The sequence below is a fragment of the Enterococcus phoeniculicola ATCC BAA-412 genome, assembly GCF_000407505.1.
Lineage (GTDB): Bacteria > Bacillota > Bacilli > Lactobacillales > Enterococcaceae > Enterococcus_K > Enterococcus_K phoeniculicola.
The window spans coordinates 296,230-322,429 of the sequence record NZ_ASWE01000003.1 but is presented as its reverse complement, the minus strand read 5'-3'; the positions used below and the strand labels follow the sequence as shown (position 1 = coordinate 322,429).

Below are 26,200 nucleotides of genomic sequence, written 5' to 3'. Positions count from 1 at the left end.
ATTACCGTTCTCCTTTCTGTTTCGGTGTTCGATAGTACCAGGCAATTCCTATTAACCCTATCAGGAAGAGACTCCCTGTGGTAAGAAGAAAGAAGCGAACGGGGCCATTCCCACCTGCATAAGGAAGCTTCGTTATTCGATCATCTTCTTGATACAGCAGAATGGTCTCATTTCCTTCTGAAATTTCCACCTCAATCGGATGCTTCACTAATTCATAGCCATCTGGCGCTTTCGTTTCAATCAGCGTATACGTTCCTCTAAAGAAGAAGTCAAATGTTAAGAATCCTTTACTGTCAGTGACGGCTGTTCCTAGTGCTTCACCATCTTTGTAAATAGTAAACTCTGCGCCCGCTAAAGGTGTCCCTGTCGCTTTTTCTACGTCACTTAGCACGCCATCTTTATTCGCATCCACAGCGGTACCAGAAGCATATTTAAACAACCGAATGGTTGACGAACGGATCAATCCAAGATTGACATCCGTAACATGATACGTAGGATCTGTAGGTGTGGTTTTCCCTGGCAAATCAGCTAAGAGAGGCTGGAGATACCCAGGTGTTTTGTAGGTTTCTTGACTCGCCTTCGAATTTTTCGTCGGGTCGTCTCCCACCTCAGGAGTGGTGATTTGGACTTCTTTTTTCACCACTTTCTCCCCAACCATGAATTCTGCGACATACGTTCCTTCCGGAAGATTCGAGAATTTATAGAAACCATTTGTATCAGTTTGAACCAGTGAGTTCCCCGATGCATCAACAAATTTCTCCCCTGTCAAACTAGCTTCCACCAATTGGTCTTTATACGTCGTATCTGACAAACTCGACCGGTAGAGCTTCACTGGAATATTTTTTGCGAAAAGCTCTGGCGAACCATTTGCCATATTCCCAATCAAGCCATCATAGTTGTCGTCATACCAGACAACCCCCGATAGGTCACGTCCATATACCCGAGTCCATACCGCTTGCGAATTGACGGGTAGATGCAAATCTGAGTTCATCCCTGCATCATTCACCAAAACGTCTCCTGCTTTTTGATTGGTTGGTTTTAGGGTAATGGTCAATTCAACAGTCTGTCCAACAGCTAACGAAGGTGTGGAAACTAAAATTCCTTTGGCATTTTTACTCGCTGAGCCTGTGGCATAATCAGTCCACCCAGTAACATCATTGGGGTCCATGTGTTCATCAACCGAGGTCGTCGTATAACTGATTGTTGAAGAGGAATCATTGACTTTGACCGCTTCCACGGTATAGGTTCCTTTGAACTTCGTCCCGCGAGAATCACCATCATAAGGCAAAACATCCAACAACTTCACATTTGGAAGCGGCCCTGCGCTATTATTCACCATCTTCACCGTGTACGTCAGGCGATTATCCACCCCTACAGGATCGATATCTCCCACCTCAATCGACGGCTTATCTGCCTTCTTACTCAAAATAATCTGTTGAATTAAGAGTTCAATAAAATCATCTTGAGAAGAACGAACACCTTCCACACTGGTATCACTCAAGGAAGGGTTCCCATTAACCCACATTTCTCCAACGGTTTTTACGACTAAGCTCTTCGTGTACCCGCTGTCCTTAAAGGTTAGCTGAGTGAAATCAGAAGTGGCTTGAAAATTCACTTCAATCCCTTTTTTCCGTTGGTCATTCGATAACTTAGGAAATTCCCAACGAAGGGTTGTTGTTCCATCAGCATTAGACGTGACAATGGGTTCCGGAAGTGAGTTCCCTGAAGCATCCGTTGCCGTCTTTGGTTTATAGGAAATCCCCTTTGGCAAAGTAGTGGTTAGAGCACCATCATAGGTCACCGAATCACTTCCTATCATCACACCAGTCACTTTGATATCAATATCTTCATTTGATTGATAGACATCTTTTTTTACTTCTGTTTTTGTAGTGATAGCCATATTTTTAACAAACACAGTATCTCCAATATAATTCCAATACTCCATCGGTTTCGTCAAAAGATTTCCGGAAGAATCAAAAGTGGAAGGAGCATAAGTCCCATACTTTTTGGCGTCGGTATAATTACCACTTTTTTTAGGATCAGCCGTCCCTCCATTTGGTCCTTCATAAACCATTTTCCCATTCTTGTCTAAAAATTGATGGGCAGCTAAAACAACAATCGGATTCCCCTTTGGAGTCTTGCTTCCTGGATTGGCAATAACAGTAACTGGTATATGAGGGCCAGCTTGAATATTTTTACTAGTCCAATCGTTATATTCGGGATCATTATCAAATGTTGCTTTATAAACTACCGCACCTATTTCCCCATGAGAAAGTGCTGCTTCAGGAGTGTCATACCATGTGTATAATTTTTTATTATCGGCTACTTTTCCTACTTGCATTGTGTAAGGAGGTGTTTTAGTAGCCGTTATGGGCACACCATATTGGAAGGTATGAACCATATTTTTTGTTGAATAGGTATTTCCAAAAGCTTCCCTTGTTGTATCATATTTGAATGCACTTGGATCCCACATCACAATATGCTCTGTTCCTTTTACGGTAGTTATATTTTTTGTAAACGCATAATCAAACAAGCCTGCTTCTTGTCCTTGAGAGACTTGAGCATTTCCGACTCCTTTAGAAACATTTGGCTGCCCTACTGAAGCAGAGGAATAGGGTTTTCCCCACATGTCGTTATATGCTCCGCCAACAGTTGGCACGCCAATATTTGGAGCACTTGAATATGATCCTGGTGGAGTGATAATATCTGGAAACCATACAGTCGAATTATTCGTTGTTGTAAGCCCGTCATAAGAAACCGAATCCACGTACAGACCCATTCTATATTGTGTCCACTTATTTTTTATTCCAGTATTATAGGTAGTCGTCTTATCCCATTGATAGATGAGTTCCATACTTGAGAAAGATTTATCCATAGCTGCTGAGGCTCGATTTCCAGTCATGTTATAGGTATACGGATTTAAAACACCTACATAATCACTGTTCTTGACATTGGTTGTATTATTTACATCTGTATTACTGAATGAACCTGAAGAATAGACACCTATTTGAGACAAATCACCTGTGGGTTGAGAAGTATAGATTTTTTTGGTGTTGGCATTTGGTATATCTAAAGGTCGAACAAATTTAGAAGTATCTACGGTCCCGCTTTTTTTCCAATCTGCTTTGCTACGGTCATTGATGGCTGGGGCATAAGCTTTCATTGAAAATGGACTATATTGAGCCGTCGTCATTGGTTGTTCGTCATTTCCCCCAATTTGATAAGCCCCTTTTTGTTTAATTTGGTAGGTAATAGGGCCTGTTGGAAATGTCGAGCCTTTATAATCTTTTCTCCCAGGTAATGGCTGTAATACCGTTACAACACCTACATCATAGGCATTGATATTGGTATTGGTTACACTAAATACAGAACTATCTTTGACATCTCCCTGAAACAATCGAACACCTACAGACGGCTTCGCAGAAACTGTAGTGATTGGTGTTTTTAAATTAGGCAAATTATTCAGGTCATAGACCTTATTAAAGACCTCTATCTTATCAGTTTTGACATTTTTGGCTTCCACAATCTCTAATTTAATCGTTGGTTGAATTTGTTTTCCTTGTGTAGAACCATAAACATTTAAAATGATGGGCACGAAGACTTGTCCAGAATCAGTAATGACCGATTCCATCACCCCTTCTGAAACCTGCGAGCCATCTCCTGCCGGCCTATCAATATACGTGCCATTCGCAATCTCCCCGTTGTTTCGTGGAACAGTGTTCGTTACCTCCACCGCATTATCCATTTCTGTAATCACTCGGTATCGGATATCTGTATACTGCGTATCTACTTTGGTGTTTTGAATAGAAAAGGAAGCCAAATACCCAATCTGATCAAAGGTTCGGACAATGTCATTGTCTTCTCCCGCATCATTTCCAGGATCGTTATTGGCATCAAAATCAGCGGTTCCTGTTTTCGTAGTTAGCTTGGCATCCCGAATAATAATAGGTGAGTCAGCGTCAGATACACTGGTTGCTTTTGCTTCATTCCCGAAAAACAGAGGCGTTTTTAACGAGTCTGATTCGCTATAATTTGCTGAAGTTAATTCTTCTAACGTCTTTTTCGTCGGCTTTGTTTCCACCTCTAACACATGGTCATAGGTTTCTGGCGTTTCTGATTCCTGTTGTTTTGGGGTATCCTCCGTGTGTGCATTCGCTTCCTCAGAAGAACCAGTTGATTGTTCCTGTTTTCCAGATTCCGAACTAGTCTCTGACGTATTTTCTGATACAACAGACTCTTTTGTTGACGTCTCCGTTTGTTCGCTTGTTTCTGACGAATGTATCTCCTTAGAAGAGTTAGTAGTTTCAGTAGACGCCATTGACTCAAAGGTAAAGAGACGCTGGCTCCTCTCCTCTTCTTGAACAGAGGTCAAAATAAGGGGCATTTCTTCCGTTGATTTTCGTTCAATCGTGAACGTAAGTGATTTTCCTTCGACTACTTGAAAATAGGTCTTCCCTTTGCCATTTTCTGAAGCGACGTGAAAAAGCGCTGGCTCAATCCCTTCTTCAAGCATCTCAGCCGATTCGGTCTCTTTCGTAGAAGAGTCTCCTGTCTTTTGCGACTCACTTGTCGCAGGTTCCGCTTCAGAAGCTTGTTTCTTCAGTAATTCATCGACATCAGTGACTCTTTTCTCTGCAATAGCGAATCGAGTGCCTTCTTCTGTGGTTTGATACACGTCATAAGAGGCATGGTCTGGTAATTGAAGCAACGTTGTTTTCTTTCCTATCAACTCTACTTCAACCAGCTCTTCTTTCACGAAACTATCGGTCAACGTTTCTGTTTTCCCAGCGAGCTTGACCTTCGCAAAGGGCTGTTCAGAATCATCGGCTTTTAAACTATCTCCTTTAGGAAAGGTGAAAACCATCCCTAAAAGAAATAGAACTGGAAGGAGAACGGCGACTACCTGCTTGAATTGTGTTGTTTTTCGCATCGTCTACCCATCCTTTCATGCATCATCCATTAGGCTTTCCGACGTTTTTTATCAATGGCAATCGCTGCAGTTCCTATCGTAATCGCACCCAAGGCAATTGCAATCAGTAACGTCGTTCCTTCGCCCCCTGTAAATGGCAAGTCGGTTTTTGGTTTATCAACAATATCCAATTCGACCAATGTATTATCCGCTGTAGATAAGTCTACTTTCACTTCTACAGGCTCTTTTAATAATTCATAGCCTTCTGGTGCTTTGGTTTCCACTACCCAATAACTGCGGCTGACTTCCTCTTCCTGAACAAGTTTATCCCCATTTTTATCTTCCCAATCAAGTGCCAGCCCATTAAATTCTGCGCGACCTGATGCATCCGATGTAGCTAATTGGAACGTCACACCTGTTGGCAAGGTTGCCCCTTTGTCATAGGCTTTCCCATCACTGGCTAAGAACTTCCCTGCTTCTGCATCTGCTTTTGTCAAGGCAATCATGAATTCTGCGCCAGCTAATACAGCTTTGGTGTCTTCTCCCGTTTTCTCGATATCAAAACCACCTGTATAAAATTTTGGTTTTTCTTCTTCTGGAGGCGTCACTGTTTTTGGTTTTTGTCCTGGAATTTGATAGTTAATGGTGAAGTTATTATCTAGAATCCCATTCCAGCCCTCTGCAACTTTTGTGGTAAAAATTGTTTGAATATCTGTGTACCCATTTGAAGTTGTGCCAACTTTTGTTAGCCCAGCCTCTGTTAACGTCGTTTTCAACGTGTTGGTTGCCGCATCAAAGGAAACCGTGTAATCGCCTGTTGCTAAGTCTTCCCAAGCACCTGCATCCCCTTTTTTCACTTGAACCTTGGCACTGCCATCGTTGTAAGTTAATTGACTATCTAGTTTATCTGTCATGGAGAAGTTTGGTTGTAACACCCCTGTGTCATCTGTAATAACAATCGGTTGGCCTTTTACCATAGTGTAGGTACCAGTAATATTGCCAGCCGCATCATAAATATCAATTTCTCCAGCTTGTGATGCTACTTGCCAAAGTCCTGCTGGAATTTTTGCCGCCAATTCCCACTCAAAATCTTGTCCAGCTTGTACCGAATGTCCCTTGTCATTTTCGATCGTTTTGTCCGGATTCACCAAACTTTCCAAAATGTTCTTTGGTTGGACTTGTACGTCATAGATTAATTTCCCTGTATCTTTGCGATCTGTTTGAGGAACATAGACAAAGAATGGATCCGCAGGCGTTTCGACTTTTTTGCCATCAGTTGACGTTAAATCTGTCCGATCATCAGGCAACTCTGTAATCAGATAAACTCCATCATTGGTACGTCCAACACCCAAATCAAGTACCGCTTTCCCAGAAGCATCAGTGGTAATCGTTTGTTCCGTAAAGCCTGCATCAATGGTATAATCTGTTCCTTCTTTTTGTTCTCTTGGATTCGTTAATGAGGTTCCACCAACGATTGGTGTAACGCGCTGCACTTTAAATTTAATTCCTGGAATCACGTCTTTATCTACGGTAGGATCAAAGGTTCCATCTCCACGATCCCCTAACTCTGACGCATCCTTTACTTGATATTTCCATAAAGTAACTGAACGTGACGAAGTCGTATCTGCGACTGCATCCGCTGAAACAAGCTCATCTGCGGCATAGGCTTCTAATACACTTCCTACTGGTACAAATCCAACTGCGGTAAATAAAGTCGTCGCAACGACTACTTTTGTGAGTATGTTTTTCTTTTTATTTTTCATCTTTATGCTCCCTTGTTTAACTTTTTAATAAGTAACCTAATTTACTTATGGACAACACTAGAATCGTATGTATTCTTTTTCATTAAATTGACTTACAATTCACAATTCATTCCCCATTAGACTTTTTCCCTCATACATGAATCTCTATAATTATCGTTTCCCATTTACTTTCTTGAGATCATCCCTTCTTATCTGAAAAAGTTCTCAGACCTCCATTTCTGCATATTTATTAGACTATTGTTATCAAAATGACTATATCCCCACATAAATCTTGATAAATTTGGAATTATCACTATTGTTAAAGTATGAAATAACTTTCAAATTGATTCTTAGAAGAATCAATTCCAAGAATCAGTCAGAGAATGTCCGAGAAACAAAGGAAACAAACAACTAGACGGCTTATTTGACGGCTTATAACTATTTTATGTAAGAATGAATCATAAATGAGGACCTTACTGCACCACGGAAAAACAATAGTTATTTTAAACCTGTGATTCTATGCATTTCACAAAAATCACCAATTTATTACTACAGCTTATTTGCTAGGCTAGCTTGTTAATCCACTTCTTTCGTTGAGCCATTAACGAATCAATATAAATATCCAACGTCATTTTTACTGATTGATGGCCCAGCAGCGAACTAACTGATGCAATGTCTGCACCCATTTCTAATAAACGGGTAGCAAATGTATGACGGAGCTGATGGAAGTGAATATTTTGCAGGTTTAATGCGCATGTTATCTTTTTAAACTGGTATGTCAGGGTTCGGGGTTCAAAAAAATGCCCGGTTTTGCCAACAACATAGTCGCTGGTTTGTTTACTTTTTTGTTTCTTTAAAAGTGTTAAAATTTTATTATTTAGTGGGATTATCCGATAAGAGGCAGCACTTTTCACCATATCCTCACAAATTTCAGTTTTTGATGAGTGATTTTTACTAAATATTCGCTGCAAGGTACGGGTAACCGTTAGTTCTTTCTTCTCAAAGTTGATGTCTGTCCATTTCAACGCACTAATCTCACCAATTCTAAGTCCTGTGTGTAACGCCAATAGGGCAGGTAAGCCATTTTCAGTATTTTCTGCTTCTTGCTCCAATTGCATTTGTTCTTTTTTGGAAAGTGCTCGAATTTTCTTTTTAATGGAAAATGGATAATGAAGGCCATGAAAAACCGTTGCGTACAGATGATTTACTTCATCTGTACGAATAAAGGCACGCTTAAAAATCTGTATGGATGTACGAATGGTTGTGACAGAAAGCCCCGCCTCTGTGAGTTGATTAATTAACTGCTGAATCGTTTGTTTGGTGATTTTTTTTACAGGAAGCTCCCCTAAATACGGCAATACATATTTTTTTAACTTATATCTGTAACTAGAGTACGTAGAGGGCTTAACTTGAAATGTTAGCTCCTCTGAAAGCCACGTTTCAATCCATTGAGAAACTGTTCCATTCATTTCATTGGAAGAAAGTGGGGAATTTTTATACAGCCTTTTCTTTTCCGCAAGTTTTTCTCTCACGTCATGAAAAGTCTTTGCATAGACATAACCATAATAGATTTGGTTGTTCAACCGGCGACCTCGTATATATCGTCCTTCCCATCGTCCATCTTTTCGTTTATAAATATTTTCTCCTCTGCGTGCCACACATTTCATTCCTTTCATTGACGGCTTATTTGACGGCTAAAAAAACTAAGATGTTTTTTATTAAAAAAAAGTAACAACAAACGACCTATACTCATTTATACGCTCAAACTTTTAAAAAAACGTTTGACATTTTTTAACGAATTCAGTATTCTGAATGTAAGACTATGCTTGGATACGTCTCATTTCTTGCTTTAAAGAATGGAATTTCTTGGAATTGATTCTTCCAAGAAATATATTTTTCACATAAATAAAAAAAGCAACGAGAACATCTCTAAACATTCTCATTACTTTTTAATTTACTTAAATACAGAAAAGACCCTCCGATTAAGAAGGGTCTTTTTTTGCTCTCGTACCTAAAAGAAAGTTATCGCAAAAATATACCCATTTCTACACCAAGCTAAACTTTCTTTATTTTTTCGATTCCCGGTTCGCTAAATGTTCAAGTATCTGCATCTGTTTCAAAAAATAAGCGTTAAAAGTCTGTTTCACTCGTATCTTTCGTTTGCTGTTGGATAGCTTAGCTTTCAGCACTTATCAATAAATAGCCTGTCTGCTATCAAAATCTATTGTATGATAGCCAAGAAGATTAAACAACGGATTCAGCCTACTAAAACACTATTTCTAATGCCAGTAGCCTGAATCCGTTTTATTAAAAAATTATAGGCGAACCCTTCTATTCCTTTGCTATTTTTTCTTCTAAAATCAATGACAGCTAATCATTCGACTATGGCTCAGCAAAATATAAATATTTATCTAAAAGTATAGTATCTTAGCACTTTTTACGAAAATCGTGTTTGAATTAAATCCTTGCTAATTCCGAAGAGGCCTCGACTTCTCGCCGGCTGGAAAACTGAACTTTACTCAGTTGTTTTCCTGTTGCTATCAGCATAATTACGGTTTCTTTTCCTAACGACTGAATTGCTTCAATATCCATGATAGAAAGCAAATCCCCTGAAGAAACTTTGTCTCCAATGGCTACCTTAGTTAGAAAAGGAGTACCGCCAAGCTCTACTGTGTCAATCCCCATATGAATCAAAAGATCTGTACCATCCTCCATTTGAATCCCTATTCCATGCTGTTGCTCAGAAATCATGGTTACTGTACCATCAACCGGGCTAAGTATATGCGTTTCTTTTGGCTCAACCGCGACACCGTCTCCCATCATACCTTGTGCAAAGACTGGATCATTCACTTCTTTTAGTGGGACGAACGTTCCAGCTACAGGTGCATAAATACGATTTTTCTTTGAAAAAAACATCACTTATCCTCCTACCCATTGATTTACTTCATGGAAATCGTTAATAATTTTTTTTGCTCGTTTTTTTACTGAATCCGCCGCATGAGACATGCAAAACGAATGATCTGAAACATCGAACATACTTATGTCATTTTCAGAATCCCCTACAGAGATAACTGTCAAATCAAATTTTTCCTTTAAGGCTTCAATGGCATTCCCTTTTGTAATGCCCGGGGGAGTAATTTCAATTCTCTGTTCACCGCTTTTGCAAATAGCAAGCTCAGGAAATGTACGTTGTAGTTGAGAAAGAATCTTATCGCTCTCCCCTTTTTCCGGACGGACATTAATCTTATAAATTTTCTTAGTTAGTAAGCTGTCAAATACATTTTCAGGCTCAACAAGCTCCATATTCCACAGCTTAGATTTTTCATCAGACCGATGTGTGCCAATCCGTTTTTCTCCATCAAGTGCATCAAAAATAATTTCCTGTTCTTCAATATAGGCTAAAACTTTTTCTAATGATTCTTTTTGAATCGCCTCTTCAAATATACGTTTTCCATCAATCTCCACTACAGCCCCATTAAACCCTATCAAGACATCGGCTTTTATCTTTGCTTGATTTTCGATGAAGTTAATTTCTTTAATTGAACGCCCAGTAGCAATCCCAATCTTCATTGTCTTTTTTAATGCTTGAATTGACTCTTTGTCTTCATCGATTACTTTAATTGAGTCTTTTACAAAGGTTCCATCAAGATCAGTGATCAAAATTCTTTCTTTTGCCATGCTGATCATTCCACCATTCCTAATAATTCTTGAATCTCCACTTTCAATTGATTCGCTCTTCCACCATAAATTGACTGCATTTGCATTCCTGACTTATTAAAACCTAAAGCAGATAAATCTGTTTTAATCTTTTCGCTATCTACAATCGAGTCATCTTTTACGTTAATCCGAAGTCTCGTGATACAAGCATCTACAGCTTCTATATTTTCCTGTCCACCATGTGCGGCAATCAGTTCAACGGCTTGATCATGAAGAGACATGGATGCAGGATTTGCTGCTTCTCTTTCTTTGTCCTTCAATGTTTTCACGCCCATCTTTTGTCGTGTTTCATCTTTTCCATGTAAAGTAATCGTTGTGGGATCATCTTCGCGACCTGGAGTTTTAAAGTCAAATTTCTTAATAACAAACGTAAATACCAGGAAGTAGACGATAAAGCAAGCAATACCGATAATTGGTAATAAGAACCACTTTGTCCGAGTTCCTTGAAGAACCCCGTAAATAATAAAATTAATCAGACCATGCCCTGTTGGCGTCAAGAAAGCAGCTCCTGCCATATTGGCAACAAGCATAGTTGTTCCCGCTAATAGTGCATGAATTCCATACAATGCTGGAGCAATAAATAAGAATGTAAATTCTAACGGTTCTGTAATTCCAGTAATAAATGAAGTTAGCCCTGCAGCAAGTAATAACGAGCCAACCATTTTTTTATTTTTTGGTTTTGCTGTCATATACATAGCTAGTGCAGCTCCTGGAAGTCCGAACATATTGTAGATAAATTTCCCTGAAGAAAAACGAGTAATCATTGGATCAATTGCGCCTTTTCCTGTCAAAGCAGCCATATAGGCATTAACTGTTCCTGAAAACTCTTGCCCATCAATCATAAACACCCCACCTAATGGCGTTGTGCGAACCGGCCAGTTCAATCCATGATGCAAACCAAATGGAAGCAATAGTCGCTCAATCACACCATAAGCAAACGTTCCTACATACCCTGATTTTAAAATAGCTACAGATAATAAATTAATTCCTTGTTGAAGTAATGGCCAGATAAAGAAGAAGCCAACTGCAACTAATGCCATCGCAGGCATAATTAAAATAGGTACCAAACGCGGTCCACTAAAGAATCCAAAAATTTGAGGAACCTGTACTTTAATCGCTTTCTTATGGACGAGATAGACAACAACCCCTGTAATAATCCCTCCAAAAACGTTTAAATCCATCGTTAAAATTCCTAAAACATACGTTTGCATACTCGCAGCTAGAAGCTCACTTGCATTTTCTGCACTAGTATCTACAAGCTTTCCACTTACCTCTAAAAGAAAATGTAATGTATTATGTAATACTAAGAACCCTAACAACCCTGATAAAGCAGCAGACCCTTTCTCCTGCTTCGCAAGTCCTACTGCTACACCTACTGCAAAAATCACCGGTAGATTGCTAAAAGCTACGCTTCCTAACATATCTAAAAATCCCATAATAAATTGCAAAATCTCATTTGCCATCCACGGGTGCATTTCAATGGTGTTGCTATTTGTAAACGCCGAGCCAATTCCTTTTAAAATACCTGCTGCTGGCAATACAGAAACCGGTAACAAAAATGAACGACCAAATGTTTCAAAAACTCGTAGGATTTGATCTTTTTTACTCATTTTCTTTATTGAATTTTCCATTTTTCATCCTCCTCTTTCAATAAACTTATATTAACAAATAAATTCGTTCATCTGATTTTTTGAAAACTAAGTGAGACAGAAAGAAAAAAACTAGCTTTAGAGTAAAAAACTACTAATGGAAACCCTGTAAAATAAAGGCTTTGAAAAGAAGAGAAATGAAAAGAAAAAAAACGAGAGTAAAAAAATCCCCTTTTCTATTAAACTCAACTAGCTGATTTTTTGAGGCAGTGAAAAAAAATTTTTTAAATGGATTTCATTTGCTCAAGCTCCCCTCCAACACGTATACTTGTATGAATTCTTACAAAAGAAATCCATAAACGTAACATTATAAAAACGGGAGTGACGACTATGAATTTTGGCCCGAAAATCCGGGAAATTCGAATAAAAAAAGGCTTATCACAAAAGGAAACTTATTCGGGAATTATTTCTAAATCCTATGCAATTGAATTTGAAAAAGGAAAACATAGTATATCTGCTAATTTTTTGATTCATGTATTAGAACGATTAAATATGGATATGGATGAATTCCTTTTCATCTACATGGACTATCGGTTAAGTCCTTATTCTAGTTATATCTATCGACTTTCTAGTTACTCAAATACACATAATGTAGATTCTTTACATCAACTCTATCGTGAGCTTAGTGAAAAAAACACGGAAATTTATCGTGTGCGTGCAGCTGAAACAAGATGCCGAATCCGTGTGATCGAACAGTTCAAAATGACAGGAATTTGGGACACCACTTGTATCCTCAAAGAAGATCAAGCATTCATTCAAGAGTATCTTGTACGAATTGAAACATGGACATTGCAAGAAATACAGCTTTTTGGTAATACGATAGAGTTTCTTGATTTCCATGCTCATTTTCCTCTTTTCAAAAATCTGTCGAAATCACTTTCTCTTTATATGAACTATGATAGAGGTCGTGAAATCTTTTGTGTAATGTTAATCAATCTTATTAGTCAGGCAATCAAGCACCAATTTCTAGATTATGCTGAAGTCCTTATCCAACAATTAAAACTTTTAAGTAGCGATTATAAAGAATTTTTCCATGCCGCAATTGCTCGATATTTTGATTCTATTTTGCTTATAAAACGAGGAGATCATGAACAAGGCTATGCAGAAGCTGAAAAACTCCTTCTCTTTTTCAGAGAACTTAATCAACAATCTTTAGCTGATGAGCTAGCTGTTCACATAAAAAAAGTATCTCTTTGAACAAAAGCTAGAAAATACCTAGGATACTTCAATCAGCAAATAAATTTTCTAAGCCAAAAAGGTGGGACAGAAATTCATTTCAGCTCCCACCTTTTTGTAAAATTTTACGAGTGTGAAGGATAAATTATCCCGTTTTGTGCCACGTCACCTCGTTTGTATTATTCTTTACCTTTTATTCGAAAAAGAAATAACCCTATTATTACAACAAAAATCCCTATAGCCGTAATCCCACTTGCTTTTGATTCATTTGTTTTTGGAAGAATCAATCCTTTTTTCTGTGTTGATGACACCTCTGGCACTGACGATTCTCCTGATTGTAAAGCTGTTCGGTTTGTCATTTGATGCTCATCTTTTGTTCTCTGGCTTTCTTGAAGGGATCTCTTTGACTGCTCTTTCTCTGTTTGTTCATTCCTTTTTCCAACAGGTTTTGATGAAGACATTTTTTTACTTGTCCTATTTGTTGTTTCAATTGGAGCGGTTGTTATTTCTGTCGTTTGCATATGTTTCTTTCCTATAACTGTTTTCTGAACGGTTTCTGAATTTTCTGTCTCTGTACTTGATGTTTCAGTTGTCTCTGTACTTGATGTTTCAGTTGTCTCTGTACTTGATGTTTCAGTCGTCCCTGTAATTATTACTTCTGTACTCGTTGCGCCTGTCGTTTCTGTACTTGTTTCTTTCGATTCACTTTCAGTAGTATTGGTCCCCTCATTTGATGTCTCTGAAATTTGCGGCTGTTTGCTTTCTTCGCTTGACTCTCCTTTTGTATTCGTTGTCGACATGGTTTCACTAATTGTCACAGTGGGAAATATTTCCGCTTTTGTTTGAGCATATGACTCTGAAGAACTTGTCTGGCTCACTCTGTCCTTTGTCACAATTCTATTCAAAACAATTGTGACTTCCCTTCCATCGCTATACCACTTATCGCCATCCTTCACTATTTCTGAACCGTCAGCTAACAGTTTTTTATGTCCATTTTCGGATGTGCGTACGACGCTAAGATTATCAACGGTCTCAAACTCTACTACCGTGTCTGCATTTGCAAAAGAGGTATAGAAAATGGTAATACACCATACTGCTACTGCTCCACTCCTCATAACCTTCATCATTTTCTTCTTCATGAATTTTCCCTCCTCAATCCGTGAAATCCTCATACTACTGGATTTCTCTAAGAAAGAATTTACACATATTTCCTTTAGATAATAAAAAAGGTCTGATATTTTGTACCAAATGAACAACTAGATACAGAGATTGAGGACAAAATAATATTTGTACCATTCTTCTCCTTACTTATCTATTCTCGCCTTCAACTGTCCAATAACTGCTCTTTAAATAATAGCTATTAGTAAACAGAACAATCAGAAGTGGATTTAGCACTTATTTTTAAGGCTAAATCCACTTCTGATCTTTTTTTATTTATTTTTTATGCTTCCTCTATCTTATTTGAAAATAGAACGAAAGGAATATAAATGAGTGTACCGATAATAATAATCACTATTTGCAATAAGGCGGCTCTAAAATCACCAGCTGTTGCAAGGTAGCCAGATAATACCGGTGGCGTTACCCATGGAATCAATATATAGGTTGGGTTTACTAAGTGGAGACTTGTTGCAAGGTATGCCAAAATAGTAGATACCATTGGAACAATACAAAATGGAATAGCATATACTGGATTAAAAACAATTGGCAAACCAAACATCATTGGTTCACTGATATTAAATAAACTAGAAACGCCACCTAATTTCGCAATCATCCGTTGATCTTGTCTTTTTGAGAAGAGGAGAACAGCAATCACTAGACAAATCATTGTTCCGCCGCCACCCATGTATACATACGCATCTAAAAATGGTTGTGTAACAATATTAGGTGCTGCTGCGCCTGCGCCTATAGCCTCGACATTTTGCTGAAGAGAGGTTAATAAGATAGGCCCTGAAATTGCACCGAATACAAACGCGCCATGAATCCCAAAAATAAATACGAAGGTTGATAAAAACACATATAATAAAATTCCTGGCAAGGTTTGGAAACCACCAACTAGAGGAGCCTGTAAAATATTGACAACAATCTCTGGAACAGTCAGTCCAGTCACCGTTCTTAAGACTACCTCACCAATAGCAAATAAACTAATAGTGAAAAATGCAGGAATCAGGCTATTAAATGATTTTGCAATTGCCGGAGGAACACTTTCAGGCATTTTTATTTTCAATCGATCATTAGCAGTCAGCTTCACCACTAATGGCACGCTAATTAATGCAGCAAGAATTCCTAAAAGCATGGCAGAAGCACTGGTGTAGGTTTGTGTTAATGCTCCTGAAGCTTGAATTTCCGTTCCCTCAACACCGGTGATACTAATTATGTTTGGTACTAAAGAAACATAGGCTGCTAATGCGACGATTCCTTCAAGAGCACCGTCAGATTCATAGGAACGAGCTAGTCTAACACCAATTAGAAACGTTACCATAATTCCCAAAATACCTAACGTTCCGTTGTACGCCTGCACACAAATCTCTGAAATCATTTCTCTTCCTGGAATACCGCGTAAAAGTCCTGTTTTTTCAGCTAGCAAGACATTATTTACTAACAAGAAGAAGGCAGCTGTGATTGTAATGGGAATAGTACTTGCAAATGCATCACGGATTGCTGAAATATATCGGTTTACTGCAACTTTATTAGCCATTACAGCAACTTTTTCTCCAAATGCTTCTTTATTAAATGAGCTCTCTTTTTTCATGTTCTAATCTCCTCTATGTTCAAATTTTAGTAACTCCGCAACCACTGATAACCATTTTCCAGCAACTCCTACCCATACTTCTTTATAGGTAGCATTATTAAACTGTGGCCAATAAGGCTCATCTTCTTCTCCAAATGTTTGTATTCCTACTGGCATTTCTCCAGTGATTTCTCCGGAAGAAACGGAATACTGCTGTGCATAATTATAGCCTTCTCCATAAATCATTGACTGACCGAATGGATTTTTTCCAACAATCCATTGCAGCTGTTGATCTGCAATATCCATTAGATGAATATTTTCTGTCAAACGTCCCATAATTCCTGCACTTTTTCCCATGGAAAGAAGAATGGCATTATTTCCTCTAAAAGAAAACCAAACAGGAAATCGTTTAATATAAAATCCTTCGGCAATCTTAATTCCCAGTTGAAGTTGTTTTTGATAGCTCTCTTTTGCCTCATCGCCAACTAATAAATGTTGTTTATTAAAACTTTCTTCATCCGTCCACTCATCTTCTTTATATATACCGCTTGCATACATTGGATACGGATCTGTAAATTCAGCTAAAAACTCTAAATAATCAGCATAATCATTCGCACGTTTCTGCCAGTCTTCATTCTCGCTCACTGTTAAGACTTCTTCAAAAGCTTGGGCATATAAATGTTCTCTTGCTTGATGGTTAAAATGTTGAAAGACTTTGTGGGTTTCATCTCGATAAAACATCCCTTTAATATTGGTACCATTCAGTAAGAGAATTCCTTCTGACTCTTGGCATAAAAGAAGGGCATCAAACCAGTCTTTCATTTGATTTTTATAAATATCTTCTTGCGTTAATTGATACATTAGTGCAGCAGTCCAAGACATCGTCGCTAAAAATAAACTTTTTGATGTACTATAGGTATGCTCCCAAAAAACAGGCTCATGTGTATATCCAGTCTTTTTATACCCGGCAAGGGCATTCTGGTAATCTTCCTTCACTATTTGTAGCAACTGAGGTCTCATAGCATATGTTGCAGGTAAAGAGCGAATAATCTTTGCAACAATTCCCGTAATAAGAAAATTATCATATGGACTATTATGAATTCTAGGTGTTGCATCATCCATCGTTCCAATGCGATTATCTGTCCAACGGGTAATTCCTGCGCTTGTCACTCTATCTCCATTATCCAGACGTGTTTTCAGAATAAAATCAAGTCCCCATTCGCCTTCCTCCAATAATCGAAGGTAGAGAAGCTCGTCTGTTTTTTGTTCCTCTGCCACTTCAAACAAGCTAGAAGTAACCTCAGCTGTTTGGATGAGCTGTTGAGATAGATCTCCTGCATCATGCCAGCCACCATTGAAGCTGACTAGTGACTCTTTGTACGATACAATTATATCTTCGTGACAAGTACCGTGAATTCCATGAATAGGACAGCCACAACGTTCACAAAAAATAAAATTTAATGATTTCCAAATAGATGATTCTTTTAACTTAGCTGAGGGTCCAATCTTAAACACTTCGGTTTTACTCTCTGCCACTCGTAGATAATACGATCCTTCTTTTTTCCATTCTGAAAAGTCCAACAAACCGAACACGCCATTTTCCGTAGCTACTTGTATAATCTTCCCTTCAAAAACTACTTGATTTGTTTCTGCATTAATTAATTGAAACGTCCCTTCAGAAAACTCATCCGCATTAAGAATGGCTGTTTTCGAATAGTTTGTTCCATATCCGATATGAGAAAAAACAATTTCTTTTTTTGGCGCACGCCATCCTTTTGCTGAACTTCTTTGCTCATTTTTTTCAACAACAAGATTTTCAACAGTATAATTCATTTCTCCAGGCAAATTCATATAAGAGCCATTTGCTCCAGAAAAAATACGGATTCCCTTCACTGCATCTCTTGGCAAATTGCTGATATCTAATACATACGTTTGCTTTTCTTGTCCTTCCAAATTAATAACATGCGTTCCTTCGCGGTTATATACATCTGGGATTTTAATCACACCATCATTTTCTACAGTAAGAATCACATTGGGATTGATAACATTTTTACAAATCGCTGAAATATCTAATTTCAATTGTGTAAAGTCTGTCCAATCCTCATTTTGGAGAGGAAGATATGCGCAGACTTCTCCAAAATTTACGTAATCTCCATCCTCTGGCGCCCCTTCTGCCCAAGATGAGTAGCGTGTTGAACTGATTAAAGTAACTGATTTTTCCGTAGTCTCAATGCGTCCGCGTCCCTCATGAATCCATGCATGATACTCGTTAATAATAGGTCGACTAAATACAATACATTCTTTTTCTTTCTGATTTTTTTCAAATGAATTCATTCGATTTAATGGCAGTGGTTTATGAATAAATCCAGAACGGATTAACTCTTTTTTAAATTGATCCATCTAACAGCTCTCCTTTCAGTTTCATAAATGCGCCTGTTGCGGCACCCTTCAACGCAATTGTATTTGGATCCAGTGTCGTTACTTGGAATCCTTTTTTTACAAATCGAATCGTTTTTTCATTTAGTAACGTTACCAAATGTGACAAAAACCAGCCATCATTCATCACGCCACCTCCATAGACAACCGCTTCAGGATCGCTTACTCGAATCAAATTCATGGTTAAAGCGGCAGCGGCATGCAACGCTTGATCCACTACCTTTTTCGCTAGCCTATCTTCCTGTTCATACGCTTCAATCAATTCTTGAAATGAGATTCTTTCATTCTCCATTGGAGTCAAGCAAGTATCAGGATACTTTTCTAAGTATTTCAATGTTTGATTATGCATCCCTAATCCAGATGCAAATAACTCCACACAGCCTCTTCTTCCACACGCACAAACTTCTTCACTAGACATATCTACAACCATATGACCGACTTCTCCCGCATTGAAACTTCCACCTCTCACCAACCGTTTTTCGGCGATGATTCTTCCAGCAATTCCTGTTCCAATATTGAGGTAAATAAAATCATCTGTGAATTTCCCCATGCCTAAAAATTGCTCTGCTAATGCAGCCCCTGTAACATCATTTGTAATCCAGCATGGTAGCTTAAAGGTCTCTCTCAGCTCTTTAACTAAATCAATAGGTTCAGATAATCCTGGATGAATCTCTATCCATATACCATTTTTTGTATCCACTCTTCCCACCACACAGACAGCAAGTCCTAGCAACTTCCCATAAATAGGTTGTTCCTCTAGGTAATCTTCTATTGCTGCTGTAATTTTTTCAGTAGCCAATCGCTGGCTTGTTACATTTGAAGAATATTTTTTACTAGATAGAATTTTTCCTTCTTGTGTTACTTCTCCAATAAGTATCTTTGTCCCGCCTAAATCAACGGATAAAATTGTTTCCTGCATATTTACACCTCTTCATCTGACAACGTTACCAAATAAAAATAATCTGTTCGCGCTTACAACGACATCATAACCTCAATCAATTATCTCTGTCAACTGTTTTTTAAACATTTAGAAACGTTACCAAAAATATCTTGATTTTTATTCAAGACTATCTTAAACTGGTAGCGAGGAGGCGCTTTCGAATGAAAAAAACAATTACTATCAAAGAAATAGCAAAAAAAAGTAATGTGTCTGTGTCAACCGTTTCTCGTGTTTTAAACAACCATCCTTCAGTTTCACCTGCCAAGCGGGAAAAGGTACAGGCAATTATTGAAAAAGAAGGATTTCAGCCTAGCATGCTTGCTCGAGGGATGGTTTCAAATAAAACAAGGACAATTGCTGTCGTTGTATCAGATATTACAAATCCTTATTTTACATCCTTGGTATCTGAAATTGAACTTGCCAGTGGTGAACAAAACTATTCTCTTTTATTATTCAATACAATGACTGCAGGTCGCCAAAAAAAAGCTGACAGTAGTTTTACAGAAAGAGACACTTTTAAAACGATTATTGAAAAAAAAGTGGATGGTGTCATTATTCTTGGAGGAGAAATTGACCGTGATATACCTCAAAAAGAATATTTACAAGCTTTGGAACAATTAAATAATCAAGTGCCCGTATTAATTATTGGACAAAATCAGGTGGATTGTTCTTGTTCATTTCTGGAAAGAGATTTAGAAAAGGGCGTATTTTTATCCGTTCAACATCTGCTTGCATTAGGAAATCGTCGGATTGGCTTTATTGGAGGAGAAGAGGGTGTTAAGATTACAACGCAACGGGTGCAGGCCTTTGAGAAGGCACTTTCTCTTTACAGTAGTTTTGATTCTTCTCTTATCTATCTTAGTGATTTTTACACAGAAGATGGATATAACAGTATGACCTCTGTTCTTAAACAACAGACGCCTCTTCCGGATGCCATTTTAGCAATCAATGATCGTGTAGCAATCGGGGCTTTTCGCGCCTTAGCCGACCACGGATTGTCCTGTCCAGAAGATATTGCTATTGCAAGCTGTGACAGCTTTCCTGATGGAGATTATCAGATTCCAAGAATTACTACTATTAATCAACACAATCAAATTTTAGGAAAACTTGCCGTTACCAGGTTATTGAAGTTAATTGATGAAGAACCTTTAGAAACTGTTGACTTACACTCACCGGACTTAATTATACGTGAGTCTTGCGGTATCGGAAGAAAGTGAGCAGAAAAATGGATAAACACTTAATTTTTATGGATATTGACGGTACGCTTGTAAATAATCAACAAGAGATTTCTAAAAAAAACAAAACGGTCATTAACATGCTCCAAAAAAAAGGCCATTTATTTTATGTTGCAACTGGAAGAAAATACTCATCTGCCATTCAAATAGCAAACAAACTATCTGAACAAACTCAAGTCGTTGCTTCCAATGGAAGTGTCTATTCTATCAATCAAACACTTCATAAAGAACAGCTTTCAGAGAATGCTTTGAAAAAAATTTACGAGACAACTGCACCTAAACAGCTCCCTGTATTTTTCTTCGGTGAGCATACTGTCTTTTATACTCAACAGCTACCCGAGTATTTACAAAAAAATGATCAATCTCGGATTGGAAATAGTGAAGAAGATTTTTGTTTTATTGATTCACTTGATACACTCTTTTCTGTGAAAAACCGGATTATCAATGGCATCATCATCGCAGATAATCAGGAAACCGAATTAAAAGAAATTCGGCATATATTAGAAAAAAGTGAGTTACTCTCTGTCTCTTCTTCACACCCAAATAATATCGAATTAATTCCTTTAGGGATAAATAAAGCAACTGCTATTCAAGCTATACAAAAAGAGCTAGCTATTCCTAAAGAAAGAATTATCAGCTTTGGTGATGGACAAAATGATTTAGAAATGCTTCAAGCATCTGGAATCAGTGTCGCTATGGGGAATGCTGTGAATGAACTAAAACAACAAGCGACATTTGTTACAGATACAAATTTAGAAGATGGTATTGCCAATTTTCTAATCAATTATTTTAACCAAAAGGAGTAATAAAATATGACAAATCCAACAATGCTCTCTTATATTTTAGAGGAGCAGGACACTTTAACAGCTGCTATTCATACCTATCCAAAACATATAGATAAAGCAATTGAAGGTTTGGCATTAGATACAGATAACTGGTTAGTTCTGGGAGCTGGTTCAAGTATCAATGCTGCCAAAAGTGCAAAATACTATATTGAAAAAATGGCACAAATCAAGATTTCCATTGAAGAGCCTTATAATTTTACACATTACGAAACAATTGATCCAACGCTTCAAGTGGTTTTAGGGGTTTCTCAAAGTGGGCAAAGCACCTCAACGATTGAAGCCATGTCAAAGGTAACTCAACATCATAAGGTTCACACAATGGCTGTAACAAGTATTCCCGATAGTGAGATTACAAAAGTTACGTCTTCTACTTTAGATATTTTGTCAGGAAGAGAAAGAGTCGGCTACGTTACATTAGGCTTTTCAGCAACCGTTCTTGCTCTTATGCTTCTTGGTCTACGAATTGGTGTGAAAAAAGGACTTATTTCTGCGGAAAAAGAGGCTAGCGAGATACAGGAGTTCCTCGCTCTTACTGCTCAATTTAATCATGTAATAAAACAATCCTCTTTATTTTTTGATACGCATCGTAAAGACTTTAAAGAAGCTCCTCGATTTACTTCAATTGCTTATGGACCAAGTGTAGGAACTGCGAAAGAAATGGAGACAAAATTTTCTGAAACCATCCGTGTTCCTTCTCAGGGAGTTGAGCTGGAAGCCTTTATGCATGGTCCTTATTTAGAAATCAATTCAGAGCATCGGTTATTTTTTATTGATACACCTGCAAAAGCTGAAATTATTGAAAAAGCAGGATTATTAAAAGCTTACGAACAAAAGCATACCACTCATGTATTTACAATTTCTTTGCGCGAAAGTGTATCAAGTGATTCACACACTCTTGCTTTGGGCAACTGTAAAGATGAGTTTAAAGCACCTTATTTGGCAATACTTCCTTTCCAAATATTCTGCTGGTATATATCAAGAGAAAAAGGAATCGATATCACCAAGCGTATCTTTACTGATTTCTCTCAAGCTGTGAAAAGTAAAACAACCGTTCAAGATTATGTTTAACCGCACAGCTATGGAGGTTGGAACAAACGCCCTCCTATAAGTTAAATTCCGTTCAATACAAGTGTGGACTATAACTATCTAAGTTATAGTCCACACTCGTAAAATCTTAATAAGGGTTGGAAACAGAAGAAACTCATCTCCACTTCGTTTCGCTCTCATCACTCTCTAGAAGCGAGACGCTTTAAGAATTGAAGGTCTCCACTTCGTTTCGCTCTCATCACTCTCTAGAAGCGAGACGCTTTAAGAATTGAAGGTCTCCACTTCATTTGTCTCTCAACAACTTCTACGCATGGGACATGCTAGAGTTGAAGGCTTCATAAATAAGAAGAAAGCCCTAAAGATTTGAGGAACACTCAGGGTCAGTCAACATTGAAAGAAAATCTTTGTTGTTTCTTGTCATCATCGTGAACTCCTTCTCATTGCTGTAAATCACGGAAGTTTCACTTTCGATGATGCACAAGTCCCCTATGCTGCAAATCACGAAGTTTCACTTCCAATGATGTACATTACCTGTTCCCGGAGCTGAACACGTCTGTCCCCCCCTCTGTTTGAAACAAGAAAACTAGTTTGCTTTTATTTCTACTAGTTTTGTTGCTTTTTGACAAAACAACGTGTCATGTTCAATAAAAATCATTGTGGGCTTGGCCTTTTCAATACTTTCACTAAGCTGTTCCTGAGCGAATAAATCTAAATAGTTCAATGGTTCATCCCACAAATATAAATCCGCTTTTTGAAGAATAGATTTAACTAACTCTACTTTCTTTTGTTGTCCTCTACTCATTTGCTCAATCGGTGTTTCAAATGCTGTACGCTCCATACCTAATTTTTTTAAATACGTAAGAACCTTTGTATAATCCAACTGCATTGTCTCCGAAAATTCTTTTAATGTCCCCATCCTAGTAATTTCCTGAGAAACTGTACTTATTATCAGCTCCTCCGCCAAGTAACATTCTCCAGTCGTAAAAAAATGCTCCGGCTGCAAAAAATAGCGCATCAGCGTAGTTTTCCCCACCCCATTATTTCCAACAATTGCCACTTGTTCACCTTGATTGACTGTAACTGTAACTGGTTGAAATAAATATTTCCCCTTTTCATATCCTAACGAAAAATCCTTTAATTGAAGAATCGCTTTTTTATAGGAAGAACGAGGGGTCATACTCAGTACTTCTTTTTCTTCACGATTATCTAGTAAACTCTTTTTTACCTCCACTTGAGTCTGTCGTCTATGATCAATGGCTTTCGCACGTTTCATCAACCTAGCGGCTATGTTTCTGCCGCCATTGCTTTGCTCCCGTGCATCTCCCCATTCTTTTTTTTCTTTCACAGTTTTCTCTAAGCGCTGAATTTCTTTTTTTAATTTATTATTTTTTTCTTCTCTTTGGTTATCCTGTATTTGTTTTTGCTTGACATAGGTTTCATAATTTCCCTGATAGAGAACAATCTGCTCTCTTTCAATGGCAAGTGTATGGTCGATTACCTCGTTTAAAAAGGCACGATCATGACTAACAATGATATACCCTGATTTTTTTTGTAAATAGTCCTTCACTTGTTTTCTGCTTTTTATATCCAGATGATTTGTCGGTTCATCAATTAGTGGGAACTTCCCTTTATCAAGAAATAAAATAGCTAATAACAGCTTTGTTTTCTCTCCACCAGAAAGCGTTTCATATGGCTGCCACAATTTAGAAACATCCACATCTAACAGTTGGCATTCCTTTTCAAGCGCCCATTGCTCAAATGAAGCAATTTCTTCTAATACATAATAAGTTAGTTGCTGCATATCATTTATTTCCACTGGGAAATAGACGAATTCTTTTGAATACTTAATCGTTCCATGATAAGAATAAGTCCTCATCAACAACTGTAATAATACAGTCTTTCCTCGCCCATTTCTTCCAACTAAACCTAGTTTCCATGTATCATCAAGATTTAAGCTGACATTTTGAAAAATTGGGTTCTCCTGATATTCAAAACCAAAGCTCATATTCCTTATTTGAATACTTGTCATCTTTCATTCCTCCACAAAAAAGACCCTGACTTTTCAAGTTAGGGTCTAAAACACAAGTAAAAAAACAGGAAGGTCGCAATATTAGAGCTGCTTTCCTTCTTTATCTATTAGGAATTTACTAGATTGATTAGCCATCTTGAAAAGTACAAATCTTCTTACTCATTTGTCTTCTAAAATAATGACTTATTTGTTCAATCTAGGGTTCCTCCTCTATCATTTAATTTTATTTAGTGTAACAGGCTATCAATAGCTTGTCAATTTCTCCTTGCTTCACTTCCTAACCAAACGGTATCCTCTTTTATCCAATAGATAGTTGTTGATTCACTTTTTTCTATTTTATAAACGGATTTTTTTATTTCTTTTATTTCCTTAGCAGTATACCAGCCATTAAGTAGTCCTTCTCTGAACTCCTCCTCAGTCCAGCTACCAGGTAAAAATCCAGTTTCCCAAGAAAGGTCTGCAGCTTCATTTAAATTGTATGAAATAATCCATTTCTCCCTGTTCTTCGACAGCTCAAATGTTTTTTCATAAAACGAAAGAGCCTCACCTATACTAGCAACGACTTGAGACTGCATAAATGAATGATCAAATAGCCAAATTTTTAAATAATACGGGGTACCCATCTCTTCTATCGTCTGTTTCCAAGAAAAGTAAATGTCAGCTAATGCTTGAACCACGTGCTGCTTGTACCATTTAGGAAGCTCGTACCTATCTAACGAATAAAACGAAGACGACCAAAATTTAACGTAGATTCGCTGATTTCTTTCAAGTGACTGACTGTCTACATTCATTGCTACTTTCTTCCATCTTTCGATTTCTCGAACTCTGCGTTTCCAGCCACGAATTTTCTTTTTCGATTGACTATATCTTTTCATTTTTTTGACCTATTGAACTATATAAAGGAGCTAATTCCTGTAGTGTTTTTGCGGTAATTTTCTCCACATCCTTGATTTCTTCTTTCTTATAAAGTAACTTTCCTATTTGAAAGGTTTTATCCTTCATCGCTTTCTTCAACTCTTTTTGTTGTGCTTCGTCTGTGAGATATGTGGATAAAGAGAGATGCTCCTCTAACTCATGCTCAGGCTGAGGCCAGATATAATAATCTGTAATATCTACTTCTTGACTCCATTGTGCTAAAGAATCCAGCAAATGATTGTATTCCTGTTTATTGCCCACTCTCTCTTCACTTTTATAATGCTGAAACATTAAGTAAATTTGGTATTGCTTTTTATTAAGCAGTACCGCTAAACAGGCACTCTCTTCTTTCCTATTTTCACTACGATAAGCACTCCAAAAGTGGTTGCGCAAGTTCCAGCCGTTTGTCCAGCTCTCAATTTTCGGTTGACTCATCAAAAATTCTTTAGGCAATAAACTAGCTGTCTGAAGTTGTATAGCCTTCCACTTTTGCCAATGTTCCTTATAGGTATCTTTTATTTTTTCAATCTCTTCTATACTTTTTTCTTCCTTCAACTGTTTAAAAGTAAAGTATTTCCGATTAAAAAGAGCAAAATCATCTGCTATGATATTCATTTCATTCTCCTTTTATTTTATCACTAGTCCTGTAAAAAAATTGTTTTCTTATTCAGTTAATTTTGGATGAGCCCTTTTAAGAAGTAAAAGTAAAAAAAAAACTGAATTTCTCGATACTTCCCTATCTATATTTATTAACTTTGCTGCACAGGAAATTCTTTCCACCTTTCATACAGAACCACCAAGATAATTTTTCTAGCTACAGAGTCAGTCTGTT

Annotated in this window: 17 protein-coding genes; 4 read left to right on the top strand and 13 right to left on the bottom strand. The window is 37.6% G+C overall.

Annotation, left to right across the window (positions count from 1 at the left end; translation table 11 throughout):
* Window position 1: 1 nt before the first annotated feature.
* From I589_RS12210 to I589_RS12185, 6 genes are all read right to left on the bottom strand, one after another.
* Window positions 2–4,930, bottom strand: coding sequence for a SpaA isopeptide-forming pilin-related protein (locus tag I589_RS12210; RefSeq protein ID WP_010768073.1), 4,929 nt, complete (start codon window positions 4,928–4,930; stop codon window positions 2–4).
* Window positions 4,931–4,959: 29 nt separating this feature from the next.
* Entirely contained in the window at window positions 4,960–6,672 is a 1,713-nt protein-coding gene (locus I589_RS12205; RefSeq protein WP_010768072.1) for a SpaH/EbpB family LPXTG-anchored major pilin, read from the bottom strand.
* Between the two features lie 542 nt (window positions 6,673–7,214).
* On the bottom strand, window positions 7,215–8,318 hold the full coding sequence (locus tag I589_RS12200; protein ID WP_139242834.1) for a tyrosine-type recombinase/integrase: 1,104 nt from the start codon (window positions 8,316–8,318) through the stop codon (window positions 7,215–7,217).
* A gap of 790 nt (window positions 8,319–9,108) precedes the next feature.
* Window positions 9,109–9,567: a PTS sugar transporter subunit IIA gene (locus I589_RS12195; RefSeq protein ID WP_010768070.1), complete on the bottom strand. Its 459-nt coding sequence runs from the start codon at window positions 9,565–9,567 to the stop codon at window positions 9,109–9,111.
* Between the two features lie 3 nt (window positions 9,568–9,570).
* On the bottom strand, window positions 9,571–10,329 hold the full coding sequence (locus I589_RS12190; RefSeq protein WP_034685311.1) for a Cof-type HAD-IIB family hydrolase: 759 nt from the start codon (window positions 10,327–10,329) through the stop codon (window positions 9,571–9,573).
* A 5-nt stretch (window positions 10,330–10,334) separates the two neighbouring features.
* A complete protein-coding gene (locus I589_RS12185) occupies window positions 10,335–11,978 on the bottom strand; it encodes a PTS transporter subunit EIIC (RefSeq protein WP_034685309.1) in 1,644 nt (547 codons plus the stop codon).
* A 369-nt stretch (window positions 11,979–12,347) separates the two neighbouring features.
* On the opposite strand from I589_RS12185, the gene I589_RS12180 reads away from it, so the two are divergent.
* Window positions 12,348–13,214 carry a helix-turn-helix domain-containing protein gene (locus tag I589_RS12180; protein WP_010768067.1) on the top strand — a complete coding sequence of 289 codons (867 nt, stop codon included), beginning with the start codon at window positions 12,348–12,350 and terminating at the stop codon, window positions 13,212–13,214.
* A gap of 158 nt (window positions 13,215–13,372) precedes the next feature.
* On the opposite strand, the gene I589_RS12175 is transcribed toward I589_RS12180, so the two are convergent.
* The 4 genes from I589_RS12175 to I589_RS12160 form a co-directional block, all read right to left on the bottom strand.
* Window positions 13,373–14,332 carry an LPXTG cell wall anchor domain-containing protein gene (locus tag I589_RS12175; RefSeq protein ID WP_010768066.1) on the bottom strand — a complete coding sequence of 320 codons (960 nt, stop codon included), beginning with the start codon at window positions 14,330–14,332 and terminating at the stop codon, window positions 13,373–13,375.
* 302 nt (window positions 14,333–14,634) lie between these two features.
* A complete protein-coding gene (locus I589_RS12170) occupies window positions 14,635–15,942 on the bottom strand; it encodes a PTS sugar transporter subunit IIC (protein ID WP_010768065.1) in 1,308 nt (435 codons plus the stop codon).
* 3 nt (window positions 15,943–15,945) lie between these two features.
* Window positions 15,946–18,321 carry a glycoside hydrolase family 9 protein gene (locus I589_RS12165; protein WP_010768064.1) on the bottom strand — a complete coding sequence of 792 codons (2,376 nt, stop codon included), beginning with the start codon at window positions 18,319–18,321 and terminating at the stop codon, window positions 15,946–15,948.
* Window positions 18,308–19,276: an ROK family protein gene (locus I589_RS12160; protein WP_010768063.1), complete on the bottom strand. Its 969-nt coding sequence runs from the start codon at window positions 19,274–19,276 to the stop codon at window positions 18,308–18,310. The genes I589_RS12165 and I589_RS12160 overlap by 14 nt, the downstream gene beginning before the upstream one ends.
* 182 nt (window positions 19,277–19,458) lie before the next feature.
* Between I589_RS12160 and I589_RS12155 the strand changes: the two genes are divergently transcribed.
* From I589_RS12155 to I589_RS12145, 3 genes are read left to right on the top strand one after another with little or no spacing between them, the layout of a single operon-like run.
* Complete coding sequence (locus tag I589_RS12155) at window positions 19,459–20,514, top strand: LacI family DNA-binding transcriptional regulator (protein ID WP_010768062.1); 1,056 nt, start codon at window positions 19,459–19,461, stop codon at window positions 20,512–20,514.
* A gap of 8 nt (window positions 20,515–20,522) precedes the next feature.
* Complete coding sequence (locus tag I589_RS12150; protein WP_010768061.1) at window positions 20,523–21,338, top strand: HAD family hydrolase; 816 nt, start codon at window positions 20,523–20,525, stop codon at window positions 21,336–21,338.
* A gap of 6 nt (window positions 21,339–21,344) precedes the next feature.
* Complete coding sequence (locus I589_RS12145; RefSeq protein WP_010768060.1) at window positions 21,345–22,445, top strand: SIS domain-containing protein; 1,101 nt, start codon at window positions 21,345–21,347, stop codon at window positions 22,443–22,445.
* Window positions 22,446–23,007: 562 nt separating this feature from the next.
* Here the strand turns inward: I589_RS12145 and abc-f are convergent.
* The 3 genes from abc-f to I589_RS12130 all read right to left on the bottom strand — a co-directional run bounded on the left by abc-f (window position 23,008) and on the right by I589_RS12130 (window position 25,983).
* On the bottom strand, window positions 23,008–24,453 hold the full coding sequence (gene abc-f / locus I589_RS12140; RefSeq protein ID WP_010768059.1) for a ribosomal protection-like ABC-F family protein: 1,446 nt from the start codon (window positions 24,451–24,453) through the stop codon (window positions 23,008–23,010).
* Window positions 24,454–24,707: 254 nt separating this feature from the next.
* Window positions 24,708–25,328, bottom strand: a complete 621-nt coding sequence (locus tag I589_RS12135) for a hypothetical protein (RefSeq protein WP_010768058.1) — start codon at window positions 25,326–25,328, stop codon at window positions 24,708–24,710.
* Window positions 25,315–25,983 carry an HI_0552 family protein gene (locus I589_RS12130; RefSeq protein ID WP_010768057.1) on the bottom strand — a complete coding sequence of 223 codons (669 nt, stop codon included), beginning with the start codon at window positions 25,981–25,983 and terminating at the stop codon, window positions 25,315–25,317. The genes I589_RS12135 and I589_RS12130 overlap by 14 nt, the downstream gene beginning before the upstream one ends.
* Window positions 25,984–26,200: the final 217 nt, after the last annotated feature.

Coding starts and splice junctions, on each gene's coding strand:
- I589_RS12210 (WP_010768073.1), bottom strand. CDS start 4,930: ATGCGAAAAACAACACAATTCAAGCAGGTAGTCGCCGTTCTCCTTCCA.
- I589_RS12205 (WP_010768072.1), bottom strand. CDS start 6,672: ATGAAAAATAAAAAGAAAAACATACTCACAAAAGTAGTCGTTGCGACG.
- I589_RS12200 (WP_139242834.1), bottom strand. CDS start 8,318: ATGAAATGTGTGGCACGCAGAGGAGAAAATATTTATAAACGAAAAGAT.
- I589_RS12195 (WP_010768070.1), bottom strand. CDS start 9,567: ATGTTTTTTTCAAAGAAAAATCGTATTTATGCACCTGTAGCTGGAACG.
- I589_RS12190 (WP_034685311.1), bottom strand. CDS start 10,329: ATGGCAAAAGAAAGAATTTTGATCACTGATCTTGATGGAACCTTTGTA.
- I589_RS12185 (WP_034685309.1), bottom strand. CDS start 11,978: ATGAGTAAAAAAGATCAAATCCTACGAGTTTTTGAAACATTTGGTCGT.
- I589_RS12180 (WP_010768067.1), top strand. CDS start 12,348: ATGAATTTTGGCCCGAAAATCCGGGAAATTCGAATAAAAAAAGGCTTA.
- I589_RS12175 (WP_010768066.1), bottom strand. CDS start 14,332: ATGAAGAAGAAAATGATGAAGGTTATGAGGAGTGGAGCAGTAGCAGTA.
- I589_RS12170 (WP_010768065.1), bottom strand. CDS start 15,942: ATGAAAAAAGAGAGCTCATTTAATAAAGAAGCATTTGGAGAAAAAGTT.
- I589_RS12165 (WP_010768064.1), bottom strand. CDS start 18,321: ATGGATCAATTTAAAAAAGAGTTAATCCGTTCTGGATTTATTCATAAA.
- I589_RS12160 (WP_010768063.1), bottom strand. CDS start 19,276: ATGCAGGAAACAATTTTATCCGTTGATTTAGGCGGGACAAAGATACTT.
- I589_RS12155 (WP_010768062.1), top strand. CDS start 19,459: ATGAAAAAAACAATTACTATCAAAGAAATAGCAAAAAAAAGTAATGTG.
- I589_RS12150 (WP_010768061.1), top strand. CDS start 20,523: ATGGATAAACACTTAATTTTTATGGATATTGACGGTACGCTTGTAAAT.
- I589_RS12145 (WP_010768060.1), top strand. CDS start 21,345: ATGACAAATCCAACAATGCTCTCTTATATTTTAGAGGAGCAGGACACT.
- abc-f (WP_010768059.1), bottom strand. CDS start 24,453: ATGACAAGTATTCAAATAAGGAATATGAGCTTTGGTTTTGAATATCAG.
- I589_RS12135 (WP_010768058.1), bottom strand. CDS start 25,328: ATGAAAAGATATAGTCAATCGAAAAAGAAAATTCGTGGCTGGAAACGC.
- I589_RS12130 (WP_010768057.1), bottom strand. CDS start 25,983: ATGAATATCATAGCAGATGATTTTGCTCTTTTTAATCGGAAATACTTT.